The 12,924-nt window shown below is 35.0% G+C and carries 16 protein-coding genes; 12 read left to right on the top strand and 4 right to left on the bottom strand.

What is annotated here, in order from left to right; all coding sequences use genetic code 11:
* Window positions 1-81 precede the first annotated feature (81 nt).
* The 10 genes from ABH955_RS08905 (at window position 82) to ABH955_RS08860 (ending at window position 7,115) form a co-directional block, all read left to right on the top strand.
* Entirely contained in the window at window positions 82-318 is a 237-nt protein-coding gene (locus ABH955_RS08905; protein WP_000055151.1) for a YkuJ family protein, read from the top strand.
* 185 nt (window positions 319-503) lie between these two features.
* Entirely contained in the window at window positions 504-653 is a 150-nt protein-coding gene (locus ABH955_RS08900) for a hypothetical protein (protein WP_002033828.1), read from the top strand.
* Between the two features lie 74 nt (window positions 654-727).
* On the top strand, window positions 728-1,246 hold the full coding sequence (locus ABH955_RS08895; protein WP_002088343.1) for a ribonuclease H-like YkuK family protein: 519 nt from the start codon (window positions 728-730) through the stop codon (window positions 1,244-1,246).
* 127 nt (window positions 1,247-1,373) lie between these two features.
* Window positions 1,374-1,565: an antirepressor AbbA gene (gene abbA / locus ABH955_RS08890; RefSeq protein WP_002145987.1), complete on the top strand. Its 192-nt coding sequence runs from the start codon at window positions 1,374-1,376 to the stop codon at window positions 1,563-1,565.
* A gap of 169 nt (window positions 1,566-1,734) precedes the next feature.
* Complete coding sequence (cbpB, locus tag ABH955_RS08885) at window positions 1,735-2,178, top strand: cyclic-di-AMP-binding protein CbpB (protein WP_002066926.1); 444 nt, start codon at window positions 1,735-1,737, stop codon at window positions 2,176-2,178.
* Between the two features lie 177 nt (window positions 2,179-2,355).
* Entirely contained in the window at window positions 2,356-3,240 is an 885-nt protein-coding gene (locus ABH955_RS08880; protein WP_002014840.1) for a transcriptional regulator CcpC, read from the top strand.
* 71 nt (window positions 3,241-3,311) lie between these two features.
* Window positions 3,312-4,034, top strand: a complete 723-nt coding sequence (dapD, locus tag ABH955_RS08875; protein WP_002014841.1) for a 2,3,4,5-tetrahydropyridine-2,6-dicarboxylate N-acetyltransferase — start codon at window positions 3,312-3,314, stop codon at window positions 4,032-4,034.
* A gap of 61 nt (window positions 4,035-4,095) precedes the next feature.
* Complete coding sequence (locus ABH955_RS08870; RefSeq protein WP_002033831.1) at window positions 4,096-5,226, top strand: N-acetyldiaminopimelate deacetylase; 1,131 nt, start codon at window positions 4,096-4,098, stop codon at window positions 5,224-5,226.
* Window positions 5,227-5,499: 273 nt separating this feature from the next.
* Window positions 5,500-6,366 (top strand): hypothetical protein, encoded by an 867-nt coding sequence (locus ABH955_RS08865; RefSeq protein ID WP_002014843.1) that lies wholly within the window; start codon window positions 5,500-5,502, stop codon window positions 6,364-6,366.
* Between the two features lie 83 nt (window positions 6,367-6,449).
* A complete protein-coding gene (locus ABH955_RS08860; protein WP_000504033.1) occupies window positions 6,450-7,115 on the top strand; it encodes a potassium channel family protein in 666 nt (221 codons plus the stop codon).
* Window positions 7,116-7,153: 38 nt separating this feature from the next.
* Here ABH955_RS08860 and rnjA read toward each other — a convergent pair whose 3' ends face one another.
* Both rnjA and ABH955_RS08850 read right to left on the bottom strand, forming a co-directional pair.
* A complete protein-coding gene (gene rnjA / locus ABH955_RS08855) occupies window positions 7,154-8,821 on the bottom strand; it encodes a ribonuclease J1 (RefSeq protein ID WP_002033834.1) in 1,668 nt (555 codons plus the stop codon).
* A 4-nt stretch (window positions 8,822-8,825) separates the two neighbouring features.
* Window positions 8,826-9,038 (bottom strand): DNA-dependent RNA polymerase subunit epsilon, encoded by a 213-nt coding sequence (locus ABH955_RS08850; protein WP_000576436.1) that lies wholly within the window; start codon window positions 9,036-9,038, stop codon window positions 8,826-8,828.
* Between the two features lie 548 nt (window positions 9,039-9,586).
* On the opposite strand from ABH955_RS08850, the gene ABH955_RS08845 reads away from it, so the two are divergent.
* Window positions 9,587-10,360 carry a Cof-type HAD-IIB family hydrolase gene (locus ABH955_RS08845; RefSeq protein ID WP_002014845.1) on the top strand — a complete coding sequence of 258 codons (774 nt, stop codon included), beginning with the start codon at window positions 9,587-9,589 and terminating at the stop codon, window positions 10,358-10,360.
* Between the two features lie 62 nt (window positions 10,361-10,422).
* Here the strand turns inward: ABH955_RS08845 and def are convergent, their stop codons facing one another.
* A complete protein-coding gene (gene def / locus ABH955_RS08840) occupies window positions 10,423-10,977 on the bottom strand; it encodes a peptide deformylase (protein ID WP_242307860.1) in 555 nt (184 codons plus the stop codon).
* A 167-nt stretch (window positions 10,978-11,144) separates the two neighbouring features.
* Window positions 11,145-11,294, bottom strand: coding sequence for a YjcZ family sporulation protein (locus ABH955_RS08835; RefSeq protein WP_002014847.1), 150 nt, complete (start codon window positions 11,292-11,294; stop codon window positions 11,145-11,147).
* A 513-nt stretch (window positions 11,295-11,807) separates the two neighbouring features.
* On the opposite strand from ABH955_RS08835, the gene pdhA reads away from it, so the two are divergent.
* Window positions 11,808-12,923, top strand: coding sequence for a pyruvate dehydrogenase E1 component subunit alpha (gene pdhA, locus ABH955_RS08830; protein WP_000536893.1), 1,116 nt, complete (start codon window positions 11,808-11,810; stop codon window positions 12,921-12,923).
* Window position 12,924 lies beyond the last annotated feature (1 nt).

Here is a 12,924-nt window from a genome sequence, read left to right as displayed (position 1 = left end):
AACGTTTTTTCTGTTATGACGGATAGAATGAGTATAGCTGTAAAACCTATTGGTAGGAAGATCAGAGAAAGGAGAGATTTCATGTCTCTACTCCAAGGAATTTTAACTCGACTTGTTAGTCTACAAGAACAAGCTGAAAGCGGTGAAGTAGCACAACGCTATTTTGAAGTGAACGGTGAGCGCAAATGTAGCGTGAAATTTTTCGATAAAAGTGAAATGTATGAGTTAGAAGTGTATCAACAAGGTGAAAAACCTCAAGTGTATCAATTCGATAACATCGATATGGTTGCAATTGAGATTTACGATATCATTTCTTGATACATATAAAAAAGGTACTGCCAAATGGCGGTACCTTTTTTAGTTATATTAATTAATGGGCTATATAGGTAGTAGAAGTTGTAATTTAAGTCGCGATTAAATAAAAGAGTTTTTACAAATGTATATGTATAGGAATTTTTTATTTTTCCTACAATGATAGTAAATATTAATAGGAGGTGCAAAGGATGGAACGCTTACCGATTGTTATTTGTCCTAATTGTCACAGTCATGCTGAAATTAATCACGTATTAACCGCCCAGTCTAATCAAAATGTAATTTATACATGTAGGTTTTGTAATTATGTAATTCGAAATATTGAAACGAATAAAGGGTAGTAAGTTATAATTTTTGTTTTTGTCCCATACAATGAGAATACGAAAAGTCTGTCTAATTGAAAGGACGTGACTATGTGGACGGTGAGTATACATTTTATAATGTTTCAGAGAGACATTTGAATTTTGATATGGTATTTAACCGTATTTGTAGTTTCATTGAAAAGGATCCGCGAAATTTATATCGATTATCTATTGGGACAGACTCACAAGCGCATCAAAAGGATACGAGGTTTATTACGGCGATACATATTCATCGTGTTGGAAAAGGAGCATGGGGATGTTTGCATCATAAATCAGTGAAAAATAAGCCAGCAACGTTGCGAGAGAAAATATATTTAGAAACACAGTTTAGTCAAGAAATCGCCTATCTATTTACTCCCAATCATATACAAGCGATATGGGATTTATTGCACCCATACGCTCAAGATGGAGCAGGATTCATAATGGAAATTCATTTAGATATCGGGAATGATGGTTTAACAAAAGAATTTATTTTAGATATGACGATGAAAATTCAAGCAATGGGATTAACAGCAAAAATTAAACCAGATGCTTATGCGGCATTTAGTTACGCAAACAGATATACAAAATAATGTGAAATGATGTCTATATATTCGCAGTCGTTAAGTATTTCTAACAAAAACTGAATATTACATCTGTTAAATAGACTGAAAAATTTATATAATGAGAGTGATGATGCGAGTGCAAGGAGAGGAGCATATGGAAAAGGAATTTGTTTTAACAAGAGAAGAAGAAAATTTATTGTTGGATATTCTGTTTCAGCAAAATTACGCGAGCGAAATTTTAGCGGTGGAGCTTACAGACATTGAGAATGGTTTAAAACAGACAGATGTGACGCAATATAAAAAAATTACAAGATTGTTTTACCGATTAAAAAATAAAGGGTATTAAGCACTACCGGAATGGTAGTCTTTTTTTTATGTTATATGCTAAAATAGTTATGTATTTTTATTTTTATTAGAAGAATGTCAGGACAAAATAATAATATGAAAACGCTATCATAAAATGTGAATAGGATCGGAGAATATTAGCAGGAAAAAGGAAAAATGGGGGATGTAACATGATTAGTATTCCGAAAGACGAGTTTCAACAAATTCTTGTGAAGGATTTAATGATTTCATCAGATAAAGTAGCACATGTACAAATAGGGAATGGTCTAGAACATGCTTTACTCGTTCTTGTGAAATCTGGATATTCGGCGATTCCTGTTTTAGACCCTATGTATAAACTACATGGGTTAATTAGTACTGCTATGATTTTAGATGGTATTTTAGGATTAGAGCGCATTGAGTTTGAAAGACTTGAGAATATGAAAGTGGAACAAGTGATGAAGGAAGAGATTCCAGTTCTTATGTTAGAAGATTCTTTTGCAAAAGCTTTAGAAATGACAATTGATCATCCTTTTATTTGCGCTGTCAATGAAGAAGGTTACTTCGAGGGTATTTTAACACGGCGGGCTATTTTAAAATTGTTGAATAAAAAAGTGAGACAGCATAATCGATAACGTAGGGAAAGTGACTTCACAGAAAAGGCGAAGTCACTTTTTTTCGTGCATATCAGTTGTGTATGTATTATATTTAAAAAGACATAAAGCATAAGAAAAGTTTGAACTAACAAACCGTTCTAATGTATAAAAGTATGCAATTAAATTAAGGATGAAATGCTTATTAAAATTAGGTGTATGGAAGCTAAGGAAAGAGGGAGAAAGTTGCAAATTGATGATTTTCAAATGATGGTTGTGTTAGCTCAGGAATCAAATATGAGAAAAGCGGCGGAACGTTTATTTGTTTCCCAACCTGCGCTTAGTCAACGATTACAATCTATGGAGAAACAATGGGGAATGAAATTTTTTATTCGTTCACAAAAAGGATTAACAATTACACCTGAAGGGGAAAAAGTTGCAAATTATGCAAAAGAAATGTTACAACGGGAAGAGGGTATTAAAAGTGAACTGGCTCTTTTTAGAACCGAAACATACGGTACGTTAAAAATAGCTGTTGCATCAGTCATTGGGCAATATTGGCTTCCACCTGTTTTGAAAAAATTTGTGCATAAGTATCCTTCTGTGAAGATATCTCTGTTTACTGGCTGGAGTAGTGAAGTGCAAAAGCAATTTTATGAAGGAGACGTTCATGTTGCTATACTGAGAGGATCACAAGAATACAAAGGGCAGAAACAACAATTATTTGAAGATGAATTATATTTAGTCGATAAAGAAATAAAAGATATTTCGATGTTAAAAGAGACAAATAGACCATTTATTCAATTTAAAAGTGATTCGACCTACTATGGACAAATACAAAATTGGTGGTATGGATTATTTTCAAATCCACCTAAGCGAACGATTGTAGTTGACCAAATTGAAACGTGCAAACAGCTTGTTTTAAATGGAATAGGTTATGCTCTTTTACCTTCGACTGTTTTAAAAGAAGTGCAGGAAAATATGTATAAAACACCTGTTCAATTAACGAGAGAAACATGGTTATTGACGAGTGACTCGGCAAGGCAGTTGAAGCAAGTACAAGCATTTTTAGAAATTATAGAAGAAATTCAAATGGAAAAATAAGATTATTGTCTTGCTACTGGCTCTATCGTTTGGTAGAGTAACATTATAAATGGATTTAGGAGGCAACAAGAATGAAAATGATGGACGCTAACGAAATTATTTCGTTTATTCAAAACAGTGAAAAGAAAACTCCTGTAAAGGTATACATAAAAGGGGATTTAAAAGAGGTAACATTCCCTGAAACAGTACAAGCATTTGTAAATAAAAAATCTGGTGTATTATTCGGAGAATGGTCTGAAATTAAGACAATTCTTGATGAAAATAACAAGCACATTGTTGACTATGTAGTTGAGAATGACCGTCGTAATTCTGCAATTCCAATGCTTGATTTAAAAGGTATTAAAGCTCGTATTGAGCCAGGCGCGATTATTCGTGACCATGTAGAAATTGGTGACAACGCTGTTATCATGATGAATGCAACAATTAACATCGGTGCTGTAATTGGTGAAGGTACTATGATCGACATGAATGCAGTGCTTGGTGGACGTGCAACAGTTGGTAAGAACTGTCACGTAGGTGCAGGTGCTGTACTTGCCGGTGTTATTGAGCCACCTTCTGCAAAACCAGTTATCGTTGAAGATGATGTTGTAATTGGTGCAAATGTAGTTGTTCTAGAAGGCGTTACAGTAGGTAAAGGTGCAGTTGTAGCAGCAGGAGCTGTTGTAACAGAAGATGTACCTCCATATACAGTTGTTGCGGGGACTCCGGCACGTGTAATTAAAGAAATTGATGAGAAGACAAAAGCAAAAACTGAAATTAAACAAGAGCTTCGTCAATTAAACCCAGAGAAATAAAAAATAAAAAGCGTAAGAGCATGAATGTGCTCTTACGCTTTTTATAGATAGAGGTGCAAAAATGACAGTAAGCAAATTTGTCCAAGTTCGTAGAGATTTACATAAAATTCCGGAGATCGGATTTAAAGAGTGGAAAACACAACAGTATATTTTAGATTATATAGGAACGCTTCCTAATGAATATTTGGAAGTGAAAACATGGAAAACAGGTGTAATTGTTAAAGTAAATGGAAAAAATCCAGAAAAAATAATAGGTTATCGTGCAGATATAGACGGTCTACCAATTACAGAGGAAACTGGATATGAATTCTCTTCTGTCCATGAAGGAATGATGCATGCATGTGGACATGATTTGCATGCAACAATCGGTTTAGGACTTCTAACAGCGGCTGTAAGCGAAAGAATAGATGATGATCTTGTGTTTATATTCCAACCAGCTGAAGAAGGTCCAGGTGGTGCACTTCCTATGTTAGAAAGCGATGAGTTAAAAGAATGGAAGCCGAATATGATTCTTGGACTTCATATTGCGCCTGAATACTCTGTGGGAACAATTGCGACAAAAGAAGGTTTATTATTTGCGAATACATCAGAGCTATACGTTGATTTAAAAGGAAAAGGTGGACATGCTGCATATCCGCATACAGCAAATGATATGATTGTTGCAGCGAGTCATCTCGTTACACAACTTCAATCAGTTATTAGTCGTAATGTGAACCCTCTTGACAGTGCGGTAATTACAATTGGGAAAATTACAGGTGGTACAGTTCAAAACATTATCGCAGAAAAGTCTCGTTTAGAAGGAACAATTCGAACGCTATCAGTGGAATCAATGAAACGTGTTAAAAGCCGAATTGAGGCAATTGTTGCGGGAATAGAAGCTTCTTTTCAATGTGAAGCTGTTATTGACTACGGAGCGATGTATCATCAAGTGTATAACCATGAGGAGCTAACGAGAGAGTTTATGCAATTTACACGTGAACAAACGACTATGGACGTAATTACGTGTACGGAGGCAATGACAGGTGAAGACTTTGGTTATATGCTTCGAGAGATACCTGGATTTATGTTTTGGCTTGGAGTAAATTCAGAATATGGTTTACATCATGCGAAATTAAAACCAGACGAAGAGGTTATTGAGAAAGCAATTGTATTTTTAAATCAATATGTGAAGTGGAAGGGAAATAGAAAGTGAACTTACTCGCTAATTGTGCAATAGTTTAGAGTGGGGACTTCTTAGTTCAGAGACGAAAACATCTTTCGTATTCGTTAGTGTTAGACATCTTCATACAAATGAGTAAAGTTAAATTTGACGTCTTAATAATGAGCAGGGGGTTTTTAGCCACTGCTCATTATTAATTATTGCTAATAGGGAAGATAATTATTTAACTACCCTATATATGTTTACTTTTAGTATGAAAAGTGTGTAAAATCAATGTGATACATAGAAAAAAGGGTGGGGAATTACGTGCAAATTAGCAGTGCGATTTTATGTTTCGTCTTATATGCATATGTTATTATTGCGGCGGTTTATTTTGGGATAAGTTTTTACGCCTATCGTTTAGCAAATAATAGTGAATATGAAGAAACATACAAATGGGTGAAAAGATATTTGTCACCTGTACTAGAAATTATGAATGGATTTGTTCTTTTTTTATTTATTGGATTAATTGCTTTCTCAACGAGTTTAGTAGGGAATAAGACTACGTTATTTGTACTAGGTATCATTATTTTTATGCTATTAGGAATTCGGATTGGTAATACGGTGTTTTGGAACGAAAGAAAAATAGATGGTTGGACAGGGATGTTTATTCCATGTATGTTAGCTGCAATTGTGACGAATATAGAACATGAATATTATCAATTACATTTTTGGCTTATCATTGTTTTAACAATCCTCTCTGTTTTGTATATAAGTACTGTCGTGCTAACATACATCGCAAATGAAAAAGGAGATGCAAAAGGTGCGCACTTCTTTAGAGGGCGTGCATTATTATGGAGTGTGCCGACGATGGCAGTTATAGGAATTATTGCGATATTAGTAAATGGATATCAATTTACTAATTGGCAATTGTTTTTAGAAACTTGGTGGATCTTCATTGTTTCGCTTGTAGCTTTTTTAGGCGCAACACATTATTTATTCCATCAACATCATTACATATTGGCACTGTTATTCGCATTTACACAACTTTTATTTGCTTTTTTCGGACAAGAAACGCTATTGTTCGTTTTTGAAACATTTAGTTCATTTGGAAATATATTTGTATTTGGTATGTTAATTTTCGGTATCGCGTTTTATTTACAACAGTATTTTTATATGCAAAAACAAAAATAAGAAGTATATACAGGTTTTTGTAGCGAATTTAAAGTATGTTACAATAAAAGTACATAGTATTTGATGTTATTGGAGGAATTCCTGTGGGCGAAAAAGAGAAAGAATTTGCTGTTATTGGGCTTGGCCGTTTTGGTGGAAGTATTTGCCGTGAATTAGCTCAATTAGGTATGGAAGTAATGGCAATTGACTCAGATGAGGATAAAATTAATGAGTTTGCAAATATAGCTTCGCATGCTGTAATTGCAGATTCAACAGATGAGATGGTATTAAAAAGTCTTGGTATTCGTAATTTTGATCATGTAGTCGTTGCTATTGGAGATAATTTGAATTCAAGTATTTTAACAACGTTAATTTTGAAAGAATTAGGTGTGAAAAATATTACTGTAAAAGCTCAAAATGACTATCATGAAAAAGTGTTAAGTAAAATAGGGGCAGATCATATTGTGCATCCAGAACGAGATATGGGAAAAAGGATTGCTAATAATATCGCATCAAGTAATGTGTTAGATTACCTAGAGCTTTCAGATGAGCATAGTATTGTAGAGATTATCGCAAATAAAAAAATTGATGGGCACTCTTTAATTGAATTAGATATTCGTGCGAAGTTTGGTTTGAACATTGTAGCAATTAAACGTGGAAAAGAAGTTATCGTATCTCCTCGAGCTACAGAAAACGTTCAGGCGGGAGATATATTAATTGTAATTGGTCATGACGATGAAGTAGATCGTTTTAAGCATTTTTTAAGATAAGAGAAAAGGACAATGCCGAGGAGGCATTGTCCTTTTTCTTATATTTCCATAATGATTGGTAAAATCATTGGACGACGTTTCGTTTTTTCGTATAGGAATGGTGCTAATGTGTCTGTAATCTCATTTTTAATTTCAGACCATTGTGTTGTTTTTCGCTCCATTACTTTTTCTAAATGTGTTGTAATTAATGTTTGAGCATCGTTGATTAAATCGCTGCTTTCACGCATATAAACGAAACCACGCGAGATGATATCAGGTCCTGCTGCAACTTTAAATTCTTTCATATCAATGCTTACAACTACAATAACAAGTCCTTCTTCAGAAAGAATGCGACGATCACGTAATACGATATTACCGATATCTCCAATACCATTTCCATCGATATAGACAGAGCCAGATGGGATTTTCCCAGCTACACTTGCTTCATCAGAACGTAAAGCAAGAACATCTCCATTATCCATAATGAAACAATTTTCTTCTGGAATACCACAATCATTCGCTAATTTCATATGCATACGTTGCATACGATATTCACCATGAATTGGCATGAAATATTTCGGCTTAATAAGACGTAGCATTAACTTTTGTTCTTCTTGTCCACCGTGTCCACTTGTATGAATATTTGAGAGTTTACCATGGATTACATCAGCACCAGCGCGGTACAACATGTTAATTGTACGACTTACACTAATTGTATTGCCTGGGATTGGTGAAGAAGAGAAAACAACTGTATCGCCAGGGATAATTTGAATTTGACGATGTGTACCATTGGCAATACGTGAAAGTGCTGCCATCGGCTCCCCTTGACTACCTGTACATAACATAACAACTTTATTAGCTGGTAGGCGGTTTAGCTGAGCTGTGTCTATGAATGTATCCTTTGGACACCGGATATAACCAAGGTTTTGTCCGATTTCAATAGCCGCTTCCATACTTCGACCGAATACAGCTACTTTACGATTGTTTTCAACAGCAGCCTCAACAACTTGTTGTAAGCGATGGATATTCGATGCAAAGGTTGCGAATATAATACGACCGTCTACTTTGCGGAATATATCTTGAATACTATCACCAACGCGGCGCTCAGACATCGTAAAGTTTGGCACTTCACTGTTTGTACTATCAGATAAGAGACAAAGTACACCGTCTTTTCCGATTTCGGCCATTTTTGTTAAATCTGCTGGCTCACCTACTGGTGTGAAATCAAATTTGAAATCACCTGTATGAACGACTTGTCCTTGAGGTGTTTTCACAACAACTCCGTATGAATCCGGAATACTGTGAGTTGTACGGAAGAAGGAAACAGATGTCTTTTTAAATTTAATAACATCATCTTCTTGAATTTCATAAAGTTTTGCTTTACGAAGTAATCCGTGCTCTTCTAATTTGTTTTTTATTAGGGCAATTGCTAATTTTCCGCCGTAAATTGGAATGTTTACTTGACGTAATAGATAGGGAATTCCACCGATATGATCTTCGTGACCATGTGTAATGAATAACCCTTTAATTTTATCTTCGTTTCGCACAAAATAAGTGTAATCTGGTATTACATAATCGATCCCTAGGAGTTCGTCTTCTGGAAATTTAATTCCAGCATCAATTATAATAATTTCATCTTGAAATTGAACAGCATATGTATTTTTACCGATTTCACCAAGACCACCGAGGGCAAAAACGGCAGCTTGATCATTTTTTAGGAATTTCATATGACTATACGATCTCCGCTAATATTAAATCAGCGTTTTGTTTTTCATATTCAAGATGAGCACCAGTAACAGACTGAACGAACTCGATATTATATGCGAACTTATTTAATTTTTTACGAACATCCTTTTGAGACGTAGCCTCTAAATATAAAACTTTTGTATTTTCACGTACTGGGACCTCAGTTAATTTTTCTTGATAAAATACTTTAAAAATCATTGGGAAAACCTCTCCTTGTCTATGTTTTGCATTATCTGTTACTTATTATAAAGCAAACAGTCATGATTTTCATGTTTTTTCGAATGAGAATGAAGAAAAAGCCCCAAATGGGCACAATTTAAGCGATTGTCTTCTTACGGACTAAATCGTTTAAATAACGCTTGAGCTTTTTCTTCAGCTTCTTCAGCATGATTACTCCTTCCTTTCCTTATTTTAAACATGCATATTACTAATGATAACTCCGTCTCTCATACAAGAAAGAAGATTAGAAGTGAATAGTGAATCTTGTTCTTTTTAGTATAGTGTAAGTTATCTTGTAGTAACGATTAGTAGCCGTTAGTTATAGATATAGTATGAGGAAGAATAGAAAAGAAAATTCATCCGAACAAGTATCCACATTTTTTCACTAATAGTATATGCACATTTCATAAATAAGGTCAGAAAGTGAACGCTTTCTTCACAGATGTTTAATATGTTATACTTTTTTTTGAAATTTGAAAAGTGATAATCAAAATAGGAATATAGAGTGCCAGAAAGGATTTTGACAAATGAATGATAAAATTGTCTTTTTTGATATTGATGGAACATTATTAGATCATGATAAGAAAATTCCGCAATCTACAAGAGATGCAGTAAGAGATTTACAAGAAAAAGGTGTGCATGTAGCGATTGCGACAGGGCGTGCGCCATTTATGTTTGAAGATATTCGTGAGGAACTCAATATACATAATTATGTTAGTTTTAACGGGCAGTATGTTGTATTTGAGGATGAGGTATTATTTAATAATCCATTACATCCGGATGCTCTACATAAGTTTACTCAGTTTGCAAAACAAGAAGGATATCCACTTGTATATCTTGACCATCAAGAAATGAGAGCGTCAGTGGAATATCATGATTATGTAAAAGAAGGTTTTGGAAGCTTACAATTCGAGCATCCGGCATATGAACCTGATTTTTATGAGAAACGCGATATTTATCAAACACTTCTTTTTTGTGAAGTAAACGAAGAAGAAAAGTTTATTCATCATTATCCAGATTTTCATTTTATACGCTGGCATGCATATTCAATGGATATTATTCCTAATGGTGGTTCTAAGGCAAAAGGGATTGAGAAGTTTATTGAGAAAATAGGATTTAATCGTGAACAAGTATATGCATTTGGGGACGGATTAAATGATTTAGAAATGATTGAAGCAGTAGGAACGGGCATTGTGATGGGGAATGGTCATGAGGATTTGAAAAAACTTGCTAATTATGTGACAAAAGATGTTAATGAAGACGGTATTTATCACGGATTAAAGTGGGCTGGCTTGTTATAAGTAAGTGTGGAACCCATTTCATATAATAAAAAGGCGGAAGGTTAACTTCCGCCTTTTTACTATTATCGCTCGAGAGGTTTTGAATCATCGGGAGCCACAAATGGATTGTCTTTATTAATATGGTCATAGAACATAACACCGTTTAAATGGTCGATTTCATGTTGGAATACAATTGCTGGTAAACCTTTTAATCGCAGTTTTACGTCTTCACCGTTAATCGTTGTTGCCTTTACTGTAATTCTCGTGTAACGAGGGACATAACCAGGTACTTCACGGTCTACAGATAGACAGCCTTCACCATTTTGTAAATATGTACGTTCAACAGAATGACTAATGATTTTTGGGTTAAATAATGCGTAGCTATATAACGTATCGTTCGTATCAGTTACATGAACCGCAATCATTTTCTTTGAAATACCGATTTGCGGAGCCGCTAATCCGATTCCGGGGCGTAAATTATATTTTTCAGCCATTTCAGGGTCCTGGCTATTTATTACAAATTCAATCATTTCTTTAAGAGTATTTGTATCTTCCTCGCTAGCAGGTAAGAAGACCTCTTCTGCGACGTCGCGCAAAATAGGATTTCCTTCACGAATTACCTCATTCATTGTAAGCATATGTAATCTCTCCTTTCTCCTTTAGTCTACCAAAGGAGATAAAAAAAGTCATCGGCAAGTAAGGAAGAGCTACTTGGAAACAAATCTTCTACAGATAAGTTATGTAATAAAAAGAAAAGACGGCAAAGCCGTCTGTTTCTTTCCATAGTTGTTTCATTTTACATTAATTAGCGAATGCAAGCAGCACCAACGATAATTAAAAGGATAAACAACACAACGATTAAGGCGAAGCCGCTTCCAGATCCGCCACAAGAACCGCCATAACCGTAGGAAGGATATGAACAAGTTGTTGGATAGCAATATGAGTATCCGTACATGAGATGACCTCCTTTATCATTTCCCGCTAATACTGCGGTTACTATAATGTATGGAGGAATGATCAGAAATGTATAGGTATTTACCTATAAAAGGAAGAAGTGTTTGTATAATTTTCTTGAGAAGAGAGAAAAACTAAGGAGAATTAAATCGTTTACATATTATTCTAAGAGAAAAAATAAGTTAAAAAGGGAATAATATAACAGCAGGTTATTGCTTACTAATACAGATGTGAAAAATAAAAACACGTTTGTGTAGAGGAAACCGGCATATTATTTATAAAAAAACGTATTCAAAGTAATTGACATCGTAATTAGAATAGTTGTAAACTAAAAAACGTGATCAAGATTGTATTAATATGTTTTTGAAAAAACATTAGTACAGATTGTTAGGTACACAAAATTATTCTCAACCGACAAACAAATTTGTTGGTTTACATTGTTGCGCTTTCAGTCTAGCTAATAGATAGTGAAAGCGTTTCAGAATATGGTTCAAGAGAGGAAGAGGTGAACGGAATGGGTACTAAAACAAAAAAGACCCTATTTAATGTTGATGAGCAAATGAAAGCTATCGCAGCTCAATTTGAAACATTACAAATTTTAAATGAAAAAGGCGAAGTTGTGAATGAAGCAGCTATGCCTGAATTATCTGATGATCAATTAAAAGAATTAATGCGCCGTATGGTGTATACTCGCGTACTAGATCAACGTTCTATTTCTTTAAACCGTCAAGGACGTTTAGGTTTCTACGCACCAACTGCTGGACAAGAGGCTTCTCAATTAGCAAGTCATTTCGCACTTGAAGCAGAAGATTTCATCTTACCAGGATATCGTGACGTTCCACAATTAGTGTGGCACGGTCTACCATTATACCAAGCATTCTTATTCTCTCGTGGACATTTCATGGGTAACCAAATGCCTGAGAATGTAAATGCACTTGCTCCACAAATCATTATCGGTGCGCAAATCATCCAAACTGCTGGTGTTGCGTTAGGTATGAAATTACGTGGTAAAAAATCTGTTGCAATTACTTACACTGGTGACGGTGGTGCTTCACAAGGTGACTTCTACGAAGGTATGAACTTTGCGGGTGCATTCAAAGCTCCAGCAATCTTCGTTGTACAAAACAACCGTTATGCAATCTCTACTCCAGTAGAAAAGCAATCTGCAGCTAAAACTGTAGCACAAAAAGCAGTAGCAGCAGGTATTTACGGAATTCAAGTAGACGGTATGGATCCATTAGCTGTATACGCAGCAACTGCTTTCGCTCGTGAGCGCGCAGTAAATGGCGAAGGTCCTACTTTAATCGAGACTTTAACATTCCGTTATGGTCCACATACAATGGCTGGTGATGACCCAACTCGTTACCGTACAAAAGATATCGAAAACGAATGGGAACAAAAAGATCCAATCGTACGCTTCCGTGCATTCTTAGAAAACAAAGGCCTATGGTCTCAAGAAGTTGAAGAGAAAGTTATCGAAGAAGCAAAAGAAGATATCAAACAAGCAATTGCTAAGGCTGACCAAGCTCCAAAACAAAAAGTTACTGATTTAATGGAAATCATGTACGAAAAAATGCCTTACAACTTAGCTGAACAATATGAAATTTACAAAGAAAAGGAGTCGAAGTAAG

This window comes from Bacillus sp. RC240 (genome assembly GCF_044907945.1).
Lineage (GTDB): Bacteria > Bacillota > Bacilli > Bacillales > Bacillaceae_G > Bacillus_A > Bacillus_A mycoides.
This window is presented reverse-complemented; position numbering and strand designations above follow the sequence as displayed.

Excerpts from the sequence above, each read along its gene's own strand:
- pdhA (WP_000536893.1), top strand. The coding sequence starts at position 11,808 with ATGGGTACTAAAACAAAAAAGACCCTATTTAATGTTGATGAGCAAATG.
- ABH955_RS08905 (WP_000055151.1), top strand. The coding sequence starts at position 82 with ATGTCTCTACTCCAAGGAATTTTAACTCGACTTGTTAGTCTACAAGAA.
- ABH955_RS08835 (WP_002014847.1), bottom strand. The coding sequence starts at position 11,294 with ATGTACGGATACTCATATTGCTATCCAACAACTTGTTCATATCCTTCC.
- ABH955_RS08850 (WP_000576436.1), bottom strand. The coding sequence starts at position 9,038 with ATGATTTTTAAAGTATTTTATCAAGAAAAATTAACTGAGGTCCCAGTA.
- rnjA (WP_002033834.1), bottom strand. The coding sequence starts at position 8,821 with ATGAAATTCCTAAAAAATGATCAAGCTGCCGTTTTTGCCCTCGGTGGT.
- ABH955_RS08900 (WP_002033828.1), top strand. The coding sequence starts at position 504 with ATGGAACGCTTACCGATTGTTATTTGTCCTAATTGTCACAGTCATGCT.
- cbpB (WP_002066926.1), top strand. The coding sequence starts at position 1,735 with ATGATTAGTATTCCGAAAGACGAGTTTCAACAAATTCTTGTGAAGGAT.
- dapD (WP_002014841.1), top strand. The coding sequence starts at position 3,312 with ATGAAAATGATGGACGCTAACGAAATTATTTCGTTTATTCAAAACAGT.
- ABH955_RS08880 (WP_002014840.1), top strand. The coding sequence starts at position 2,356 with ATGGAAGCTAAGGAAAGAGGGAGAAAGTTGCAAATTGATGATTTTCAA.
- abbA (WP_002145987.1), top strand. The coding sequence starts at position 1,374 with ATGGAAAAGGAATTTGTTTTAACAAGAGAAGAAGAAAATTTATTGTTG.
- ABH955_RS08870 (WP_002033831.1), top strand. The coding sequence starts at position 4,096 with ATGACAGTAAGCAAATTTGTCCAAGTTCGTAGAGATTTACATAAAATT.
- def (WP_242307860.1), bottom strand. The coding sequence starts at position 10,977 with ATGCTTACAATGAATGAGGTAATTCGTGAAGGAAATCCTATTTTGCGC.
- ABH955_RS08845 (WP_002014845.1), top strand. The coding sequence starts at position 9,587 with ATGAATGATAAAATTGTCTTTTTTGATATTGATGGAACATTATTAGAT.